The following is a 19007-nucleotide window of genomic DNA, read 5'->3' on the forward strand; positions in this document are numbered from 1 at the left end:
TTAGCCTTTTTCATTTTATCACAAAATTCGTCAAATTGGAATCTTTACCGTAAATTCTGTCCCTGCCTCCAGTTCAGACTGTACCGTAATCGTTCCGTGATAATAACCTGCAATGTGCTTTACTATGGATAATCCCAGGCCGGTTCCGCCCTGTTTGCGGCTTCGTCCCTTGTCCACCCGGTAGAACCGCTCGAAGATGCGCCCCAGGGATTCCTTTGGAATTCCCATGCCGTTGTCCCTTACCCGTATGATCATTTCCTTGTCTTCTTCTGTGATGGTCACCCAGACCTCTCCGCCCGGTTTGTTGTACTTGATGGCGTTGCTGAGCAGATTGCTTACAAGCTCCGTCATCTGGCGGGCGTTGGCGTAGATGCACAGAGGCTTGCAGTCCGCGTGGACCAGCACTTCGTGGAAGGCCGCCAGCGGCTTCAGCGATTCCAGCACGTCGTCCAGGACGATGGACATCCGGACGTCCTGACATACCATCTCGGCCTCCTTCGTCTCCAGCCTGGAGATCATCAGGATATCGTTGATTAAGCTGGTCATATGGACCGCCTCTTTCTTGATGCGCCGGATAAAGTCCTTATTCTGTTCCTCATCCTGGATAATTCCGCTCTCCAGAAGCTCTGCGTAGCCCTGCACCGACGTGATCGGCGTCTTTAACTCGTGGGAGGCGTTGCTGAAGAATTCCTGCCGGATCTGCCGTTCCAGCTCGATCTGGTTTAAATACTCCTTGACATTCTTTGACATTTCCGTCGTCGTCTCCGCGATAATGTTGATTTCCGGATACTGGTACGTCTCAAAGGCCAGCTCCGTGTAGTCCCCGTTGACCTTCAGCATCTCCTGCGATATCTCTTTTAACGGCTTCGTGATGGAAGCCGCAAAGCTGTCGGCCGAGCAGGCAGAATAGATGAGCGCCACCAGGAAGCTGAGCCAGATGGCCGGAAGAAGGAGGATCAAATACTCCTTAAATCCGGTAAACGGTACCGCCATCCGCAGTATATAGTCAGAATGATCCGATTCATAAGCCACGTACAGCATATTTTTCTTCAGCGTATCGGAATATCTCCTGGAGGAGCCGCTCCCCGATTCCAGTGCCTCCTTAATCTCCTCCCGGTCCAGGTGGTTGTCCATGGAAGAAGTATCTACCACGCCCGTATCGGCCGCGACGCTTCCGTCCTTTCTGATGACCGTAAAACGGCTGCTGTTGTCATTCACCGTCTCCTCCAGCCTCATCACCTCGCCCTGTAAATCCCCGCTATAGTCGAGAACGCTGTCGATGGCCCGCAGAGTGTAGGTCATATCCTTTCTGGAGCTCTTTAAGAGCGCGCTGCTGGCTGCTATATAAAAGATGGCGCTGCTTAAGATCAGCGCCGCCAGGATTACCTGAATAAATTTTACAAATATGGCCTTCCGCATATCAGCCTTCCTCCGTTTTCACAAAGCGGTAGCCCACGCCGCGCACCGTGCGGATACAGGACCCGCCTTCCTCTCCCAGCTTCTGGCGGAGCGTCCGGATATGCATATCCAGCGTCCTCGTCTCACCGTCGTAATCGTAACCCCAGATGTGATTTAAGAGTTCATCCCGGGTGACCACCTTGCTGTGATTCTCCATAAGATACAAAAGCAGTTCGAATTCTTTTAAAGTCAGCTCCACCTTTTTCCCGCTGCTTAAAACCTCTCTGGTCTTTTTGTTCAGACTGATGCAGTATTTCTCTAAAATCTCTTCCTCGGTCTGGTTTCTCGCCCTGCGGCGAAGCAGACTCCGGATTCTGGCCGCCAGCTCCATGACTCCGAAGGGCTTCGTCATATAGTCATCGGCACCGCCGTCCAGTCCCGCCACCTTGTCAAACTCCCTGTCCTTGGCAGTCAAAATGATGATGGGCATGTCAGCCAGAGCGTCATTTTTCCGGATTCTCTTAATCGCACTCAGACCGTCCATCCCCGGAAGCATCAGGTCAAACACCGCCAGATCCGGCAGGTCTGTCTCGATGCTTTTGAGAGCGTCTTCCGCCATCTCAAAGGCGGAGACACTATAGCCGAAGCCTTCCAGGGCAATTCTGATTAAATCTCTGATATTGTCGTCGTCTTCTACCACATAGATTCTTTCCATACGCGCCTCCTACATCTCATCTCTCACAAATCCCGCTATGTTATGGGCGTGATCCGAAATACGTTCCAGGTTGCTCAAGGCCTCCAAAAATACGATGCCGTTTTCCGGCGTACACTTATGGCTGGACAGACGCTCAATATGGCGTTCCCTCAGTTCTTCCTCCAGCATGTCCACGCTCTCCTCGCTCTGCACCACGGCCCGTACCTCAGACATTCCGGCGCCGCCTCTGGCGTTGATGGCGTGCTCCAGTGCAGAACGCACCGTCTTTATCATTTCCTTCATCTCGCCGGCCGCATCCACGGAAAATACGATATTCTTGTCCGCCTTCTCCACCGCCAGCTCCGACAGGTTTTCACAGTGGTCGCTGACGCGTTCGAAGTTGCTGACCGTATAGAATAAATTCTTCACCAGCAGATGCTGTTCTTCGTTCAGGGACTGGTTGTTAATCTTGACCAGATAGGAGGTCAGAATCTTCTCGTACTGGTTGATCTTTGCCTCCAGCTTCTCCACCTGCTCCGCTTCCGCCCTGCTGTTATCCAGTAAGGCCGCTGTTGCAATATCAAAATTCTCCAGCGCCGCTTTTCCCATATTGATTACTTCCTGTGTCGCATTCTCAATGGCGAAGGAAGGCGTCTCTAAAATTCTCTCGTCCAGGTGGCGTTCCATCTGGGAGCCTTTCGTCTCTTCTTTTCCCTTTTTGCTGTCTCTGATCATGAAGCTTGATGCCTTTACCAGAAGTCCCGCGAAGGGGAATAAGAGTATCGTATTGCTCACATTGAATACGGTATGGAAGATAGAGATTTCCACACTGCTGATCGTTGATGACGCAAACACCGGATTCAGTTTAAAGATGAGATACATCACAATTCCGAAGATTACGGCTCCCACCGTATTAAACAGAAGGTGGATTCCGGCCGCCTGCTTCGCCGTCTTATTTGCTCCGACGCTGGAGATCAGCGCCGTCACGCACGTGCCGATATTCTGTCCCAGCGTGATGAAAATGGCGGACTGCCAGTTCACGATTCCGTTTAACGCCAGCGTCTGCAGGATACCCACTGATGCGGAAGAGCTCTGGATAATTCCGGTCACCGCCGCACCGGCAAGAATACCAAGAAATGGATTTCGTCCCAGAACCGTAAAGGCCTGCGCAAAGATCGGGGCGTCGCGGTACGGAGTGATGGAGGCCGACATAAACGTCAAACCGATAAACAGCACACCGAAGCCCACCAGGATCTCTCCCGCCTGTTTCTTCTTGCTGTTCTTGCAAAACAGCGTCATGACCGCACCCACGCCCACCAGGGCCGGTGCAAAAAACTCCGGTTTCAGCATCTCACCCCATTCGCTCATGGATACGATCCAGCTGGTCACCGTGGTTCCGATATTGGCGCCCATGATGATGCCGACCGCCTGGCCCAGGTTCATAATCCCGGCGTTTACGAAGCCGACGACCATGACCGTGGTGGCAGAACTGCTCTGAATAATGGCGGTAATACCCGCTCCAAGAATCACGCCCATCAGGCGGTTCTTCGTTAATGCTCCCAGCAGCTGCTGCATCCGGTGTCCCGCAGATTTCTGCAGTCCATCCGCCATGGCATTCATGCCATAGAGAAACATTCCCAGGCCCCCGATAAATTTAAACAGCATCTGTAAATCAGTGATTGACATAGTCCCCTCCCGGTTTTCATGAAATAAATTGATTGATTATGTAAGCACTATATCAAATCTATGTAAAGTATGATGCACGGGAATGTAAAATCTATGTAAAATTTTGTCTTATTTTAAAATTTCCCTGTATACACGAAGCACATTTTTATAGAACACGCCCTCGATCTCCTCCTCCGTAAAGCCGACCCTTCTCATGGCCTGCTCCAGCACCGGCAAGTCTTCCGGGGATTTTATCTCCAGTTCCCCGCCGATTCCGTCGAAATCCGATCCCAGCCCGATACATTGAATTCCGCCGATCTTCTTCATATGCTTCATATGTAAAATCATGTCATCGACGCGGCTCACCGCGTGTTCACCTCTCTGCCAGTCATGCAGAAAGTCCGCGCAGTAATTGATACCGGCCACTCCGCCGCGCTCTGAAAGCGTCTTAAGCATCTCATCGGTTAAGTTTCTTGGGTTGGAGGCAACCGTTCTCGCGTTGGAGTGGCTCGCCACGAACGGTTTCTTCGTATACCGGAACACATCCATAATCCCCGCGTCAGACAGGTGGGACACATCCATAATCATCCCCAGCCGTTCCATCTCCCTGACAAATTCGATCCCTGTCTCCGTCAGTCCGTGCTCCGTATCCGGTTCAAAATACGCCTCGTCCCCTTCAATCCGGATTATATTCGGCCAGCCCAGCTCATTCCGAAAATTCCAGGTAAGTGTCATCATCCGCACTCCCAACCGGTAAAAATTCCTCAAAAAAGCGATTTCTCCCTGGCAGACGCCGCCTTCCTCGATCGTCAGCAACGCAGACATTTTCCCCAGTCTCCGGTTCTCCTCAATATCTTCAAACGTTTTCACAATCCCGATCCGGTCTCCATGCTCTTCCAGCTCCTGATAGAACAGATCGACCAGCTTCATGCAGTGTTCAAACGGCTTCTCATACCTGTCCAGCGACGTAAACATCGCAAAATTCTGGAGACAGTAGTCCCCCTTCTCCATCCTCTCCAGATCCACATGGCAGTCATTCTTCCATACCGAATGCTCCTTCCCTTCCTCCATGCGGTAAAATAACTCCGAAATCGTATCACAGTGCATATCCACAACCTTCATAAAATTTAAACTCCTCTACATCATCATTCTGAAAAAGGAGCAGCTCCAGGCGGGCTACTCCTTCTGTAACTATGCAAATAGTATCACCATTATTCCAATTTTGCAACCCTGCCCCTCAAAAACGCACCCCAGCCTGATCATACATTTCTTTTCCCCCAGCGGAGCCAGTACACTGCCGAAATCGCGGCGGGGAGGCGGAGGTATGGATATTTCAGTGTGCCGGCATCTGGATACGAGCAATAAGAAAGTCCGATCCTGGCGAACACGCCGCATTTGGCGTGTCCGACAGGATCGGACTTTCTTATTGTGAGTAGGAAGCAAGACGGACACGAAATATCCATGCCTCCGTCTCCCCAACGCGATTCCGGCGTACCCTCTACTCACTTCGAAGCGCATCAATCGGATTCAAATTCGCCGCCCGGTTTGCCGGCATATATCCGAACAGCAGCCCGATTCCCACGGACACGCTGAAGGACACCACCACGGCGCTGGGCGTCGGCGTCGCGTTCATTCCCATGGCTGTGCCGATGACCGTAGTCGCCACAGATCCAATCACAATTCCGATCACGCCGCCGATGGAGCTGGTCACGGCCGCCTCGATGACGAACTGCTGCATGATCGTTCGTTTCTTCGCCCCCAGCGCCTTGCGGATACCGATCTCCCTGGTCCGCTCGGTTACGGACACCAGCATGATATTCATAACTCCTACGCCCGCCACCAGCAGGGAAATTCCGGCGATGCCGCCGAGGAGCATGGACATCATGGCTATCATGGAATTCAGGGAATCCAGAAGCTCGCTCATGGCCGTGATCCGGTATAAATCCTCATCCTTAAAGATTTCCATGAGGAAATCATCGATCGCCGTCTTTGCTTCATCCGTATGATTCATATCGGCCGTGGCAAACGTATAGCTGCTGATATTGGCGTTTCTCGTCATCTTCGCAGCACAGCTGTACGGCATCCAGACGAAATCATCGCTTCCGCCCGATTCCAGCTCATCGTCATCCTGTCTCGACACCACGCCGATGATCCGAAACGCGTTTCCTCCGATCTTAATGGTCTGATCGAGGGCTTTATCCACGCCTCCGTATAGATCCCACGCCACATAATATCCCACCACACACACCTTCTGGCGCGACACAATATCGGAATACTGGATAAACCGGCCGGCCTCCAGCTCCATATCCTTCATCTCCAGGTATTCCTCGCTGACACCGGATACCGTTGTCGACGTCGATGACTCCGTCCCGTTTTTCACAGTCGTGGATACGGTCACATTCGGTGTCATCTGGGCAAATAAATCTCTGTTGTCCTCGTAGAATTCATACATCTCATCCACAGAGACCGATCGTGTGGAAAGATTCGTCACGTTGACTGAAATCTGGTTCGTCCCCATGCTTGCGAAGCTCTCCGTCATGTAAGACATCTGGCCGTTGACAAGGCTTACCAGGATGATAACGGAGGCCACACCGATGATGATGCCCAGCATGGTTAAAAAGGACCGCATCTTATTGCCCATGATACTTTTCATTGCCATTTTAAAGGATTGCAGAATATTCATTTACGTCTCCATCAAAGTTGATCTTTCCGTCATGCACTCTCACCACGCGCCGCGCCTCCATTGCGATGGAGCTGTCATGGGTAATCATGACGATGGTATTACCTTCATCGTTTAACTGTTTTAAGAAATCCAGAACGCTGCGGCTCGTCTTCGAATCGAGGGCGCCTGTCGGCTCATCAGCCAGGATCAGGGACGGGTCTCCCGCCAGAGCCCTGGCGATGGACACCCTCTGCTGCTGCCCGCCGGAAAGCTGGTTCGGAAGGTTCCTCCATTTTTCCGCCAGGCCCACACGCTCCAGCGAAGCCATGGCCCGCATGCGGCGGGCCGTATTGCTGGCCCCCGCGTAGAGAAGCGGCAGCTCCACATTTTCCAGGAGATTCAGCTTGGGAAGCAGATTGTACTGCTGGAATATGAAGCCGATCATCCGGTTTCTGATGTCCGCCAGCTGATTGTCCGTCATACTCCCCACGTCTTTTCCGCCCAGTAAGTATTCGCCGGAGCTGGGTACATCCAGAGCCCCGATGATATTCATCAGAGTCGATTTCCCGCTTCCCGATTTCCCTACGATCGCCACAAATTCACCGCGGCCTATCGTCAGGGAAATGCCGTCGTTGGCCCTCACCTCTTCGTCACCCATCTCATAGATCTTATAGATTTCCTTCAATTCAATTAATGTTTCTTCCAAGTCTCTACCTCCAGCCATTACCTGGGACCGCCGCCGTTATTTCCGCCGCTTCTTCCGCCGCCGTTTCCGCCGCCATTACCGCCTCCAGGCGCGCCTCCGCCGCCCATGTCTCCGGGACCTCCCTGCATGCCGCCCATCATATTAAATGACGAGCTCACCGTGGACTCGGCCACATAGACCACATCACCCTCGGACAGGCCTTCCGTGATTTCCACGTAATCGTCGCTGATCAGCCCTGTCTTTACATCGACCGCCCGGAAGCCCGCCGGAACCGTTCCCTGCGCCTCCGTTACCGTATCGTCCTTTACATAGACCTTGTTGCCGCGCATCAGTGCATCGGCCGGTACGGCAAGCACATCCGACGCCTGGTCGAGGATGATGACGCCATCCACATTCATGCCCGGAAGCAGTTCATCCATGCCGTCGTTTAGGGTTACAGTGACAGGATAGTTGGTCACGCCGTTGGAGTAGGAGCTTTGCAGGCTCACATTGGTCACCGTACCGGAGAACGTCTTTCCGCTCACCGCGTCTGCGGTAATCACTACACTCTGCCCCACGGCCACTTCCTTTACATCCAGTTCATCAACCGACATCTCAAAGGTATAGCCGGACATATCGTATATCACGGCAAGTGTCGTGCTTCCGCTGGTGCTCTTCGCCACCTTGTCGCCTGCCTTTACATTTTTCGTGATCACCTGACCAGAGATCGGCGCTGTGATCGTGTAATTATCGTAATTATCCTGTGTGCTGTCCACCTTGTTTTTGGCAGATTCCAGCGTTTCCTCCGCTTTTTCCACGGAGTCCTTGTATGTTCGGAGAAGCTTCTCCGCCGATTTCGCTTCCATGGTGAAAACAGGGGTTCCCTTGCCCACGTAATCGCCCTCGCTGATCAGCAGCTTTCCCACCTCCACGCTGGAGGAAATGTCAGCGTTCATCACAGTCTCCAGCGTCGGCTCAAAGGAGCTCTCCGCGCTGCAGATAAAGTCTCCCACCGTCGCCGTCGCAGCCATATCGGTGGTTAAGCCGCCTGGATTCGCCGCCTCGATGGTGACATACCGGACAATCCGGCCGCCTGTCAGCGTCACATCCATGTTGCTCACCGCGGTAACAGTTCCCGCCAGCTGCTCTCCCGTATCCGTCAGCGTAAGCGCTGCACCGCTGCCCGCTCCGATGAAAGCCGCTTCCCCGGACAAAAACGGCAGTTTGATCTTCATGACCTTGTCATCGTAAATGTCGGCGATTTTCGTATTGGAGCTCACTTTATCGCCTTCTTTGATGTACAGAGTCTTGATGTAGCCCGCCTCTGTTGATTTGTAGGTATTGCCGCTGTAATCGCTGAGCGCCGTGTTATAGTCATCCAGGGCAACCTCGTAATTTTCCTGCGCCCTGGTCAGCGAATTATTGACGCTGGTCAGCTCCGATTCCATGGACGAGGTGTCGATCTGGTACAGGATCTGCCCCGCCTCCACCTGATCTCCTTCTTCAAAATCGGCGGCGATCACCTCGCCCTCCACGAGAGAGGTGATATCGTATGTATTCTTCGGAGAGATCGTACCCGATGACGACAGCTCCGAGGTGATATCGCGTTTCTCCACCATAGCGGTCCTGACCTCTTTCGCGTTCGCGCTTACCGCTTTCTCCGCCTTCATCCGAACCGCCGCGTAAATTCCCAAGATGACGACGAGCAGGAAAATCAGAATCAGAAGAAGCTTTTTCCCCTTCCTGCCTCCTTTTTTTCCATTCTTTGCCTTATTTCCAAAACTTATTTTCTTCATTTCAGGCTCTCCTGTCAGTCTTCAATATAATCAAGCACGGTACGCGTCTCGTCGCCGCTGCTGTCCGTTGTCACGGAATAGACCAGAGTGACCGTATCTCCCACCCGCATATCGCCATACGTGGAAAATGCAAACTTCATCTCTGTACTGTCCAGTTCATACGTATTGCCGTCATCCAGTATGATGGCGTCCGGCGTCATCAAATCGGCCGAATTATATATGACATTTGTGATCTCACCGAATACCGCGGAACGCCCATTCTCATTTTCGCTTCCAACTGTATACAACCATACTGTTTTGGATACCGGATGGTAGTAAACCAGCACGCCGTTGTCATTCTCCAGCGCCGCAGAGATGGATTCGCTGCTGTTGGAGATCGGCGACCCATCGAGGTATACGCTGGCAGCGCTCAGCTTAAACGGCAGATAATCGGAAAGGCGGCTCTTGCTCCTTACGATCTTCGGTCCCTTCAGGCTGTTGTCCACCATGGTAAGCGGATTGATCTCCCCGTCGGAGGTCAGCTCGCATCCCAGGCTCTTTCCGAACATGGTTCCCGCCTTCGTATCAGTTTTTAAAAGATTGTAGAATAAATTAATGCAGTCCTCCCTTATGAGGACCTCCTCCGGGCTCTTATTCATATTTTCATCGAGCTCCAGGAAATGGTATTTGGACTGCCTGGCCCCGGTCTGGTCTCCGGTAAAATCCGCATTCTCATATCCCAGCAGCGCCAGCGTTCCCTTGATAGCCTCCTGAAGCGTCACATACTCATCCGGTTTAAAATTGCCGCCTAAATATCCCGTCATCCATCCCTGTTCCGCCGCTATCCTGATGGACGCCGCATACGAATGGTCACGCGGTACATCGGCGAATACAGAAGTATTGCTTACACTGCTGACCGTACTCCTGTAGGAAGACGCGTTCACCAGCATACTGGCAAACTCCCCTCTCGTAATCGCAGAATCCATGTTGGTCACACTCATGATCCCCGATATTCCGATCACCTTTTTTCTCAAGTCGATATTTGTCGAAGCCTCCGCGGTTATGGGCATCACAGCCGTGGCCGTCATGACCACTGCCATGGAAGCGGCTATTCTTCTTCCATTCATTCGATTTGCTCCTCTCTGCACTCTGTCTGTTGTTCATGTTCAGTTTATCAGGCTCCTATGTTCATTTTGTGTCAGCAACCTGAAATTAACCTGAAACTCTTTTTCACTCTTTTTTCATTCGTCCCATTCTATCATGGATACCTGAAAATAACCTGAAAACCGGTTTCAGGCTATTTTCAGCTTCTCCTTCTATAATATCTATAAAATGCGGATACCGGAAAAGGAATGGGATTGCCAAATGTGGAAACCCCTTTTATAATATTTATAAGGATATGGACCGGCCGTTTCGGCCATACCGGAAAAGGAAGGAAATGATTTATGAATATACTGATCGTAGAAGATGAAGTGAGACTGGCCGACGCGCTGGGACAGATTATGGAGGAACAGCACTATCACACGGACATCGTGTATACCGGTACCGACGGTCTCTACTGCGGCCTGTCGGGCGAATACGATGTCATCGTCCTGGATGTGATGCTTCCCGGGGAAAATGGATTCGATGTGGTGAAAAAGCTTCGAAAGGCCCACGTCCAGACGCCGGTGCTGATGCTGACTGCCAGAGACGACATAAGCGACAAGGTGACCGGGTTGGACCGCGGCGCCGACGACTATATGACGAAGCCGTTTATCCCGGAAGAGCTGCTGGCACGGATACGCGCCCTCTCCCGCAGACAGGGCGAGGTGGTCGTGGAAGAACTTCATTTTGGAGATCTGACCCTGAATCTTTCAACCAACGACCTGGTGCGCGGCAGAAAGTCCATCCATCTGGGATATAAGGAATTTGAGGTATTGAAACTGCTCATGAACAATGCGGGTAAAATCATTTCCAAGGATATGCTGATTACCAGGGTATGGGGTAATGATTCCGACGCGGAGGACAACAACGTGGAAGCCTACATTTCCTTTCTCCGGAAAAAGCTTTCCTTCTTAAGCTCCAAGGTGGAAATCGTAACCGTCCGAAAAGTGGGGTACCGTCTGGAGGAACCGTCATGCTGAAAAAGCTTCGCGGAAAATTTATTGTCATCAATATGTCCCTGGTCATCACGATTCTCATCATCGTGCTGGGGAATTTTTATCATGCCAATCTCTGGCGGCTGGAACGCCAGACCGAGATGGCCCTGATGCAGGCCCAGGATTCGGCCCGCTTTAATGGAAAACCAAACAAAGTGGAACCTGGACGCCGGACTGACGATACGCCGCCCCCCTTCGTCCCCACCGCAGTCATCACCCTTTCAAAGAATGGGCAGACTGTGACGGACGTAACCACAAACAATCTCTCCTTATCCGATGACATGGCCGCCACTCTGGCTGACCTTGTCATGGAGAACGACGATCCGCGAGGCGTCTTAAAAGACTACTCCCTTCGCTATAACCGCTCCGAAACGCCGGACAGCATCACCATCGCGTTCGCCGATCAGAGCTTTGAGCTGAACAACGTCCGGGCGCTGCGCCTTAACTGTCTCCTGCTGTTTTTCATCGCCGCTATCCTGTTTCTTCTGCTCAGCATCTTCCTGTCCCGCTGGACCTTAAAGCCGGTGGAGCAGGCATGGAAACAGCAGAACCAGTTTATCGCCGATGCGTCCCACGAGCTGAAAACGCCGCTCACGGTCATCCTGGCCAATTTACAGATTCTGCTCTCCCATCAGGACTCATCCATTAAGAGCCAGATCAAATGGGTTGACAACACGAAGGAGGAGGCAGCCCGCATGAAACAGCTGGTGGAGGAGCTCCTCTTTCTGGCGCGCTCCGATGCGGGAACGGTGGAAGTCTCCCACACGGCAAATACCGAGTTCGATTACAGTGACAGCGTGCTGAACTGTGTTCTGCTCTTTGAATCAGTGGCTTTTGAGAGCAAGGTCACCTTAAACAACGACATTGTTCCCGGCATCCACATCTGCGGCAGCGAGCCCCAGATCAAACAGGTGATCACAATCCTTCTGGACAACGCCTGCAAATACGCCGGCATCCGCGGAACGGTCTCCGTCTCCTTAAAGTCCTCCCCCCATCATGCGGTGCTGACCGTCAATAATACGGGAGAGCCTATCCCTCCGTCCGATCAGAAGCATATCTTCGAACGGTTTTACCGCACGGACAAATCGCGGGTGAGAAAAGAAGGCGGATATGGCCTGGGGCTTTCCATAGCCTGGACGATTGTAGAACAGCATAAAGGGAAAATCAACGTATCCAGCAGCCTGGAGGAAGGGACGACGTTTACGGTTATGTTTCCGGTTCCTTAATGGAGGGACGAATAAGCCCGGGATGGCTCTTGTTATCAAGAGTTGTCCCGGGCTGTTTGTTGTTGTAACTTATTTTTTCATCTCCATCGCGTGTACCATATTCACGACAAATTCATGGCTCGGCACCGAAACGCCGCACCTCTTTGCCGCAGTCACTACGGAACCGCTGATGGTATTCACCTCAGTCCTTCTGCCATCACGCAGGTCTGCACGGATGGAAGTGCATCCCGCCGGATTCCCCATGGAGGTCTGACGAACCCGTTCCGTAACAGCTTCCTCATCGAAGGAAAGGCCCAGCGCACCGGCGACCGCAATCGCCTCGTGTATCAGCGCCTTCGTCAAATTCCATGCGTATTCATTCTCCGCGATGAATCCCATATCGACTAAAAGGATGCCGGTTACTGCGCTTAAGGAAACGTTGGTAAACAGCTTGTCCCAGATGAGATACTGAATGTTCTCATGGATTTTCACCTGAAATCCGCAGCTGTCAAACGCCTCTTTCAGCTGCGGCAGGAATTCTTCACGGTCCTCCGTCAGCATCCCTATATTCGTATTACCAACTCCGCCTCTTCTCACATGCCCTGGCGCCAATACCGCGCCGTTGTCCTCCGTCGTACCGATGATCACACGGTCTTCGGGGACAAATTCTTTTAAGATGTCCTCGTGGCCTGCGCCGTTCTGCAGCGTCAGAAGGCGTGTTTTCTCCCCAATCACGCCCTGATTCCCCGCCAGCGCAGCCCTGGAATAGATGGACTTCACGAACAGAATGACCAGGTCCATCTCCCCCAGCCCTTCCGTGCCGGTTACCGCCGTCGGATGGTACGTATTCGTCACGCCATCCTCGTCGATCTTCAGACCTTCACGGTTGATCTGCGTTACAATATCCGGTTTCGTGTCTACCAGATATACCTGATGCTTCCTTGATAAATGGCCGCCGTAGACGGAGCCCATGGCTCCGGCGCCGATGACTGTTATTTTCATCTGAATCTCCTGCCTTTCTGACTTTTTAGTTTGAAAAGTCTGCCAGCCCCTCGATTGCATATGCACGGATCGGACAGGAGTCCAGGCCAAGGATCGGAAGGGGGGCGTAGCTCATAAAGAATACATCCTGTTCCAGCTTCTCAAGGTTTTTCAGAACCTCGAGGAAAACGATATTCTCTGCCATTAGTATATCATGAAATGGCTTGACATCCTCATTGCAGTTTTCAATCGAAACGCCGTCTCCAAAGCCTACACACTTCACCTTATGATCCCGGAACCACTCAGCGCTTTCTTTTCCTACCAGAAGCCGCTTGTCCGCCTCCGTGTTGGTCGCCGGGGTAAACGGAGGAATCTTGTAAGAGGAATCAATGATCACAATATCCCCTTCCATAAGCTTTCCTGCCGTAGCCTTGTCAAGATCCGCAGCCGTAATGTGGGTTCCCGGCGCAACCTCCTCCTTGAAATCCACATACAAAGCCCTGCCCATAAATGTGGTCAGAGGCAGCTCCGCTACGCTCGGCCAGTTGTCATCATGATGGTAAGGGCACTCACAGTGTGTCCCCAGATGGCTGGTAAGATCCATAATCGTATGGAAATCCGGAATCGGTCCCCCGGTATTGAACCGATACATGTGGCATCTCCGGCTCTCCGTCTTCGGATCCAGCTCCTTCGTTAAATCCACCACTCTCAAATTCCCCATCTTATAAACGCACATCCTGTCTTCCTCCTCTATTTTAATATAATAAATAACTCCCGTTGCTTCTTACATCCAGTATACCGCTATACCGGTATACTGTCAACACTGACAAAACAAAATTTTACAATTTCATCGATTATTTTTATCCACAAAACGCCTTTTAAAAGAGTGATTGACCAAAAACAACTTCTATATTAGAATAATGGTATGTCAAACAAACAGGAGATGCATCACATTGAAAGAAAAAAGCTTTTTACAATCCAAGGCATACGATTACATAAAAGAACAGATTTTGGAAGGAAAGCTGGTGCCGGACACCCTCTACTCTGAGGCGCGCCTGTCCAAAGAGCTGGACATTTCCAGAACCCCCATCAGGGAAGCGTTACAGTGTTTAAGCCAGGATGGATATATTTCTATCGTCCCCAGCAAGGGATTTATGCTCCGCCACCTGACGGATAAGGACATGCAGGAAACCATCGAAGTCCGCTGTGCCATTGAAGGCTTCTGCACCCATATCATAGCCGGACAGATCTCCACCGAAAAAGGAAAACGGCTGCTGGAGGAGCTGGGACAGATACTTGAGCAGATGCAGAAGGCAAAAGATTTCGATGATAACCTGCAGACCTTTATTGACAGCGACCACTCCTTTCATCTCGCCATCGTGGGTTATGCGGAGAACGATGAGTTTAATCAGATGTTCCAGCGCCTGCTGTATTTAATCCACTTAACATCGGCCACCGCGCTCTCGGTCACAGGCCGTGTCGATGGAACACTGGAGGAACACGAGCTCTACTACCGCGCCCTCAGAGAGGGAAATGGAAACGATGCCTATCAGATCATGATCCGCCATCTGACTATGCCGCTGAAGCTTCACGATCATCCAGACGGTCAATAAACGCTCATATTCTGTGAAAATATCTTATGAAAGTAAGAAGCGATAAAAATAAGAAGCTGACGCCCTCCGGTATCACCGGATTTAAGGCATCAGCTTCTTATTTTTATATAATAAACCTTCTGTTATTCGCTTTACTATTTACTGACTGTAATTCCCTCTGATTCGATCTTCAGCCGGATCTTCAGCATCCGTTCATCCGTCTGTGCGATGACCTCCGCACACTCCCTCAGTTCTGCGCTGATTTCCTCCGAGCTGTCACCGACCTCTTTCTTATATTTCAGTTGATGATCCAGGCTGGCCCAGAAATCCATGGCGATGGTCCTGATCTGAACCTCCACCCGCATCCACTTCTTCCGGTCGGAAAAGAAGACGGGAATCTCCACGATCATGTGGTAGCTCCGGTATCCATTCTCCTTCGGATGGCGGATATAGTCCTTGATGGCGATGATATGCACGTCATCCTGACGGGTCAGCATGTCGGCTACGGCGTAGATATCATCTAAAAAAGAACAGATGACACGGATTCCCGCCACATCGTCGAGATTCTCCATCATGGATTCCATCGTTACGGGAAGTCCTCTCCGCTGCAGTTTTTCCACAATACTCAAGGGCTTCTTCACTCTGGATTTCACCATCTCGATGGGATTCCTGGAATTGCGTACGGACAGTTCGTCGTTTAATACCTCCAGCTTCGTCTTAATCTCCCTGATCGCACAGGTGTACATCATCATCGCTTCCTGGAACTGGTACGCCTGCTTTATAAGCGGGTCCGGGACCTGTACCAGATTCGGCACATTAACGATGGACTGATGCAGTTCGCTGTTGGGGTTCATATTTATATTCATATTTCTACCTCGCTGTCCTATCCTTAAGCTGTCACGAAACGCATATTATATGGACTCCACGGCTTTAACCGCCTCGTCCAGCCACGGTGCTTCCAAATACTCCACGGCGCCTTCATCAACAGCTTTGGCAATCTTGGGTTCAATCGGAATCTTGGCGAGAACAGGGATTTCATTCTCCTTCGCCACTTCGTCGATCCGGCTCTCTCCAAATACGGAAATCTTCTTTCCGCAGTCCGGACATGATAAGTAGCTCATATTCTCCACCAGGCCGAGAATCGGAATATTCATCTTTTTCGCCATGTTTACAGCCTTTGTCACGATCATGGACACAAGCTCCTGCGGAGATGTGACAATGATGATGCCGTCTACCGGCAGAGACTGGAATACCGTCAGCGGAACATCGCCGGTTCCCGGAGGCATATCCACGAACATATAGTCGATATCTTCCCACAGGGCCTCCTGCCAGAACTGCTTAACCGCTCCGGCGATCACAGGTCCTCTCCAGATTACGGGATCGGTCTCATGATCGAGAATTAAGTTGGCCGACATCACTTCGATGCCCATGGAAGTGGTCGCCGGGATCATGAGTCCCGTCGGTGTCATGCCGACGCCGTCGTCTCCCAGGCCAAATGCCTTCGGAATCGAAGGTCCGGTAATATCCGCATCAAGAATTGCCGTCTTATAATTTTTTGCGTTCATGCGGACCGCCATCATGGTGGTGACCAGCGATTTACCAACGCCGCCCTTTCCGCTTACCACACCGATTACCTTCTTAACCGTACTTGCAGGGTTTAACGGCTCCAGAAAGCTGGTCTGCTCCGTCTGTCTGCTGCTGCAGCTCTCCCCACAGGTATTACAATTATGAGTACAGTTTGTTTCACTCATGTTTCATTCCTCCTGATGATTATTCTCTATTATATAGAAGACAGCCTTTAAAAGGCCATCCGTTTCTATCGAATCCGTAATATAATCCGCCACGGCTTTCACCACAGCCTTTCCATTGCCCATGGCGATGCCGAGACCGGCCATCTCTACCATGGAAACGTCGTTTGCCCCGTCGCCGACCGCCGCAGTCTCCTCCAGCGACAGGCCGAAATGGGCCGCCATCTTCTCGATTCCGATGCATTTGCTTCCGCCCCGCGGAATCACATCCACGGCGTATTCATCGTGCCACCGTATGATCTCACAACCGGGAACCGCGCGACGGATCTCCTCCTCCCGCCTCCTGCCGATATAGGGCACGATCTGGTAGATCGGATACTCTAAAGCACGCCTCACATCCATAACGGGCGGAATTCTTGTCCCGATTCCCGCCTGGGCCTTCTCCACGACGTCATCCACCATATTAATATACATGCGGTCAGCCTCCATGAAAAGGCAGGGAAACGGATCTTTCCCGATAAGCGTCAACATGGCCGTGACTTCCGCGCTGTCTATAGGGGCGTCGTATACAACGCGATTGCCGCAGTAACAGTACTGCCCGTTTAACGTGACGTACCCGTCAAATTCCATGTCCTCCAGAAGGTTCTCCTCCTCGATCTCAAGCTTATGGCGCCCGGTAGCGATGAACAGCAGGATTCCTGCCTCCCTCGCCTTCCGCAGCGCCTCTTTTGTGCCTTCCGGAACCCTCTTCGTCTCGAAATCACGCAGCGTCCCGTCTATATCAAAAAATATGGCTCTGATCTGCCTTTCTCTCATTCTCATCTCTTCCTTTACGAGTTGCCATCGTCTGCGATTCGTAGTATAATGCAGACACTTAAGATTATAGTATGAAAGAAGGGTTCTGTCTATGGATTTTACACAGGCAAAAAAAATATTTGCTGGATATTTAAAGCAGTATGACACAAAAAATGAGAAAATCCGGCTGAAAATCGTACACACCTACGGCGTGACAGACGCCGCCAGGCTGATCTCTAAAGGCCTTGGCCTCTCCGACGAGGACACCGCCCTGGCCCTGCACATTGCGCTTCTCCATGATATCGGCCGCTTCGAACAGCTGAGGAGATACGACAGCTTCGACGATTCCATCGTTCCTCACGCGGAGTTAAGCCTCTCCATTCTGTTCGAAGACCATCTGATCCGCAGCTTCATTCCGGAACGCAGCTACGATTCCATTATCTATACGGCCATAAAGAATCATGGGCTCTACCTGATGGATGACTCCCTCACCGGAAAGGAACGCCTGCATTCCATGCTCATCCGGGATGCCGATAAGCTTGATAATTTCCGGGTAAAGGAGCAGGACTCCATCCATGCGATGCTGGATATTGAAGCCGAAGAACTGGGCGCTGAGGCCATCTCCGACCATATCCTCACGTCCTTCTTAAACCGCTGCCCCATTAAAAACGCCGACCGTGTGACGCACATGGATATGTGGATCTCCTACCTTGGCTATATCTATGACTTAAATTTTCCGGAAAGCCGCCGTATTGTGGCCGGACGCGGCACCATCGATAAGCTCATCGACCGGGTCCCTTACAGCAACGAGGCCACCCGGCGGAAGATGGAGCTCATCCGTCAGGCGGCCTGGAACTTTTTATCAGAATCCGCTGCCGGGAGCAGCCGTTAAAATTACGCGAAATTCCTACGGACCGCCTTTAAAATCCCAAGCAGGTTTAATGCCTTCAAAATACTGTAAAAAATCATGGAATCAATGGGCCACATAATCAGGTTCTTGATCACTCTGGCTGGCAGGATCACCATAAAGCCCTTGCCGTACAGAACGGACAGACACAGGGTGTTTAAGATCACGTTGCAGATCAGCATGACTACAAACTTGGCTAACAGCACCCTCCAGAAGGTGATGGGCTTCTTATAGTAGAAGCAGCCATAGAGCACGCCCGCCAGTATGACGACAGCCGTAAGCCCCGGGAAAAATGGTCCGGCAGGCTTCAGCAGATACTTCAGCACATCCAGACCTCCGGCAAATATTCCGCCTACCACGGGTCCGAATAAATAGGCGCATACGCCGTTTGGAATGCCGGAAAAGCCGATTCGGATGGTACTGCCTACATTAATGGAAAACATGCCCAGAATGATGGCGATGGCCGCGAGCATAGCCGCGGTGGTGATGGTCCTTACAGATTTCAGTTCTTTGTAAGAATCGGTGAACAAAGTGACGAATTTTTTCATAAAAAAATACCTCCTTTGCAGACCTCTTACTACAACCGGAGATAATAAACGTATCATCTTCTGATGCAGCGGGATGCGATTCGTGTACCGCAAGAAAAATCTTTTCGTCCGGCTGACAACTCCCTGTTCAACCAGCACTTAACGCACACAAACCTACTCTGCTAATATTGATTTGTAATTTGTAACGAACTCAGTATATCACAGAATACGGGAA

Annotated in this window: 18 protein-coding genes and 1 riboswitch; of the genes, 4 read left to right on the plus strand and 14 right to left on the minus strand. The window is 51.5% G+C overall.

The window, feature by feature from the left end; genetic code table 11:
• Positions 1-30: 30 nt before the first annotated feature.
• From DFR60_RS18285 to DFR60_RS18320, 8 genes are all read right to left on the minus strand, one after another.
• Entirely contained in the window at positions 31-1419 is a 1389-nt protein-coding gene (locus DFR60_RS18285; protein WP_110324194.1) for a sensor histidine kinase, read from the minus strand.
• Position 1420: 1 nt separating this feature from the next.
• Entirely contained in the window at positions 1421-2113 is a 693-nt protein-coding gene (locus DFR60_RS18290; RefSeq protein WP_110324195.1) for a response regulator transcription factor, read from the minus strand.
• A 9-nt stretch (positions 2114-2122) separates the two neighbouring features.
• On the minus strand, positions 2123-3778 hold the full coding sequence (locus DFR60_RS18295) for a Na/Pi cotransporter family protein (RefSeq protein ID WP_110324196.1): 1656 nt from the start codon (positions 3776-3778) through the stop codon (positions 2123-2125).
• 108 nt (positions 3779-3886) lie between these two features.
• Entirely contained in the window at positions 3887-4879 is a 993-nt protein-coding gene (locus DFR60_RS18300) for a dipeptidase (protein ID WP_110324197.1), read from the minus strand.
• Positions 4880-5255: 376 nt separating this feature from the next.
• Positions 5256-6434, minus strand: a complete 1179-nt coding sequence (locus DFR60_RS18305; RefSeq protein ID WP_110324351.1) for an ABC transporter permease — start codon at positions 6432-6434, stop codon at positions 5256-5258.
• Entirely contained in the window at positions 6418-7143 is a 726-nt protein-coding gene (locus tag DFR60_RS18310) for an ABC transporter ATP-binding protein (RefSeq protein ID WP_110324198.1), read from the minus strand. Before DFR60_RS18310 ends, DFR60_RS18305 begins: the two co-directional genes overlap by 17 nt.
• Positions 7143-8900 (minus strand): efflux RND transporter periplasmic adaptor subunit, encoded by a 1758-nt coding sequence (locus tag DFR60_RS18315; RefSeq protein ID WP_110324199.1) that lies wholly within the window; start codon positions 8898-8900, stop codon positions 7143-7145. The genes DFR60_RS18310 and DFR60_RS18315 overlap by 1 nt, the downstream gene beginning before the upstream one ends.
• A 14-nt stretch (positions 8901-8914) precedes the next feature.
• The gene (locus tag DFR60_RS18320; protein ID WP_110324200.1) at positions 8915-10006 is read right to left on the minus strand and encodes an S-layer homology domain-containing protein; all 1092 of its coding nucleotides are present in this window, start codon (positions 10004-10006) and stop codon (positions 8915-8917) included.
• 318 nt (positions 10007-10324) lie between these two features.
• Here DFR60_RS18320 and DFR60_RS18325 point away from each other — a divergent pair, with 318 nt between their 5' ends.
• On the plus strand, positions 10325-11002 hold the full coding sequence (locus tag DFR60_RS18325) for a response regulator transcription factor (RefSeq protein ID WP_110324201.1): 678 nt from the start codon (positions 10325-10327) through the stop codon (positions 11000-11002).
• Positions 10996-12243: a sensor histidine kinase gene (locus tag DFR60_RS18330; protein WP_110324202.1), complete on the plus strand. Its 1248-nt coding sequence runs from the start codon at positions 10996-10998 to the stop codon at positions 12241-12243. Before DFR60_RS18325 ends, DFR60_RS18330 begins: the two co-directional genes overlap by 7 nt.
• 69 nt (positions 12244-12312) lie before the next feature.
• On the opposite strand, the gene DFR60_RS18335 is transcribed toward DFR60_RS18330, so the two are convergent.
• Both DFR60_RS18335 and DFR60_RS18340 read right to left on the minus strand, forming a co-directional pair.
• Complete coding sequence (locus DFR60_RS18335) at positions 12313-13224, minus strand: ketopantoate reductase family protein (protein WP_110324203.1); 912 nt, start codon at positions 13222-13224, stop codon at positions 12313-12315.
• A 25-nt stretch (positions 13225-13249) separates the two neighbouring features.
• On the minus strand, positions 13250-13939 hold the full coding sequence (locus tag DFR60_RS18340) for a cyclase family protein (RefSeq protein ID WP_110324204.1): 690 nt from the start codon (positions 13937-13939) through the stop codon (positions 13250-13252).
• A gap of 217 nt (positions 13940-14156) precedes the next feature.
• Between DFR60_RS18340 and DFR60_RS18345 the strand changes: the two genes are divergently transcribed.
• Positions 14157-14816: a GntR family transcriptional regulator gene (locus DFR60_RS18345; RefSeq protein ID WP_110324205.1), complete on the plus strand. Its 660-nt coding sequence runs from the start codon at positions 14157-14159 to the stop codon at positions 14814-14816.
• A 134-nt stretch (positions 14817-14950) separates the two neighbouring features.
• Here DFR60_RS18345 and DFR60_RS18350 read toward each other — a convergent pair whose 3' ends face one another.
• From DFR60_RS18350 to DFR60_RS18360, 3 genes are read right to left on the minus strand one after another with little or no spacing between them, the layout of a single operon-like run.
• Complete coding sequence (locus DFR60_RS18350) at positions 14951-15661, minus strand: GTP pyrophosphokinase (protein WP_110324206.1); 711 nt, start codon at positions 15659-15661, stop codon at positions 14951-14953.
• 45 nt (positions 15662-15706) lie between these two features.
• Complete coding sequence (locus DFR60_RS18355) at positions 15707-16546, minus strand: Mrp/NBP35 family ATP-binding protein (RefSeq protein WP_055652894.1); 840 nt, start codon at positions 16544-16546, stop codon at positions 15707-15709.
• A gap of 3 nt (positions 16547-16549) precedes the next feature.
• Entirely contained in the window at positions 16550-17359 is an 810-nt protein-coding gene (locus DFR60_RS18360; protein ID WP_110324207.1) for a Cof-type HAD-IIB family hydrolase, read from the minus strand.
• A 91-nt stretch (positions 17360-17450) separates the two neighbouring features.
• On the opposite strand from DFR60_RS18360, the gene DFR60_RS18365 reads away from it, so the two are divergent.
• Positions 17451-18230: an HD domain-containing protein gene (locus DFR60_RS18365; RefSeq protein ID WP_110324208.1), complete on the plus strand. Its 780-nt coding sequence runs from the start codon at positions 17451-17453 to the stop codon at positions 18228-18230.
• Between the two features lie 2 nt (positions 18231-18232).
• Here the strand turns inward: DFR60_RS18365 and DFR60_RS18370 are convergent, their stop codons facing one another.
• Positions 18233-18793 carry a folate family ECF transporter S component gene (locus DFR60_RS18370; protein WP_110324209.1) on the minus strand — a complete coding sequence of 187 codons (561 nt, stop codon included), beginning with the start codon at positions 18791-18793 and terminating at the stop codon, positions 18233-18235.
• 64 nt (positions 18794-18857) lie between these two features.
• Positions 18858-18956, minus strand: a riboswitch (THF riboswitch).
• Positions 18957-19007 lie beyond the last annotated feature (51 nt).

This window comes from Hungatella effluvii, assembly GCF_003201875.1.
Lineage (GTDB): Bacteria > Bacillota > Clostridia > Lachnospirales > Lachnospiraceae > Hungatella > Hungatella effluvii.

What these genes read in the sequence shown, in the direction of transcription:
- DFR60_RS18310 (WP_110324198.1), bottom strand. Translation starts at nt 7,143, where the DNA reads ATGGCTGGAGGTAGAGACTTGGAAGAAACATTAATTGAATTGAAGGAA.
- DFR60_RS18295 (WP_110324196.1), bottom strand. Translation starts at nt 3,778, where the DNA reads ATGTCAATCACTGATTTACAGATGCTGTTTAAATTTATCGGGGGCCTG.
- DFR60_RS18340 (WP_110324204.1), bottom strand. Translation starts at nt 13,939, where the DNA reads ATGTGCGTTTATAAGATGGGGAATTTGAGAGTGGTGGATTTAACGAAG.
- DFR60_RS18370 (WP_110324209.1), bottom strand. Translation starts at nt 18,793, where the DNA reads ATGAAAAAATTCGTCACTTTGTTCACCGATTCTTACAAAGAACTGAAA.
- DFR60_RS18315 (WP_110324199.1), bottom strand. Translation starts at nt 8,900, where the DNA reads ATGAAGAAAATAAGTTTTGGAAATAAGGCAAAGAATGGAAAAAAAGGA.
- DFR60_RS18365 (WP_110324208.1), top strand. Translation starts at nt 17,451, where the DNA reads ATGGATTTTACACAGGCAAAAAAAATATTTGCTGGATATTTAAAGCAG.
- DFR60_RS18360 (WP_110324207.1), bottom strand. Translation starts at nt 17,359, where the DNA reads ATGAGAGAAAGGCAGATCAGAGCCATATTTTTTGATATAGACGGGACG.
- DFR60_RS18355 (WP_055652894.1), bottom strand. Translation starts at nt 16,546, where the DNA reads ATGAGTGAAACAAACTGTACTCATAATTGTAATACCTGTGGGGAGAGC.
- DFR60_RS18325 (WP_110324201.1), top strand. Translation starts at nt 10,325, where the DNA reads ATGAATATACTGATCGTAGAAGATGAAGTGAGACTGGCCGACGCGCTG.
- DFR60_RS18290 (WP_110324195.1), bottom strand. Translation starts at nt 2,113, where the DNA reads ATGGAAAGAATCTATGTGGTAGAAGACGACGACAATATCAGAGATTTA.
- DFR60_RS18300 (WP_110324197.1), bottom strand. Translation starts at nt 4,879, where the DNA reads ATGAAGGTTGTGGATATGCACTGTGATACGATTTCGGAGTTATTTTAC.
- DFR60_RS18335 (WP_110324203.1), bottom strand. Translation starts at nt 13,224, where the DNA reads ATGAAAATAACAGTCATCGGCGCCGGAGCCATGGGCTCCGTCTACGGC.
- DFR60_RS18330 (WP_110324202.1), top strand. Translation starts at nt 10,996, where the DNA reads ATGCTGAAAAAGCTTCGCGGAAAATTTATTGTCATCAATATGTCCCTG.
- DFR60_RS18350 (WP_110324206.1), bottom strand. Translation starts at nt 15,661, where the DNA reads ATGAATATAAATATGAACCCCAACAGCGAACTGCATCAGTCCATCGTT.
- DFR60_RS18285 (WP_110324194.1), bottom strand. Translation starts at nt 1,419, where the DNA reads ATGCGGAAGGCCATATTTGTAAAATTTATTCAGGTAATCCTGGCGGCG.
- DFR60_RS18320 (WP_110324200.1), bottom strand. Translation starts at nt 10,006, where the DNA reads ATGAATGGAAGAAGAATAGCCGCTTCCATGGCAGTGGTCATGACGGCC.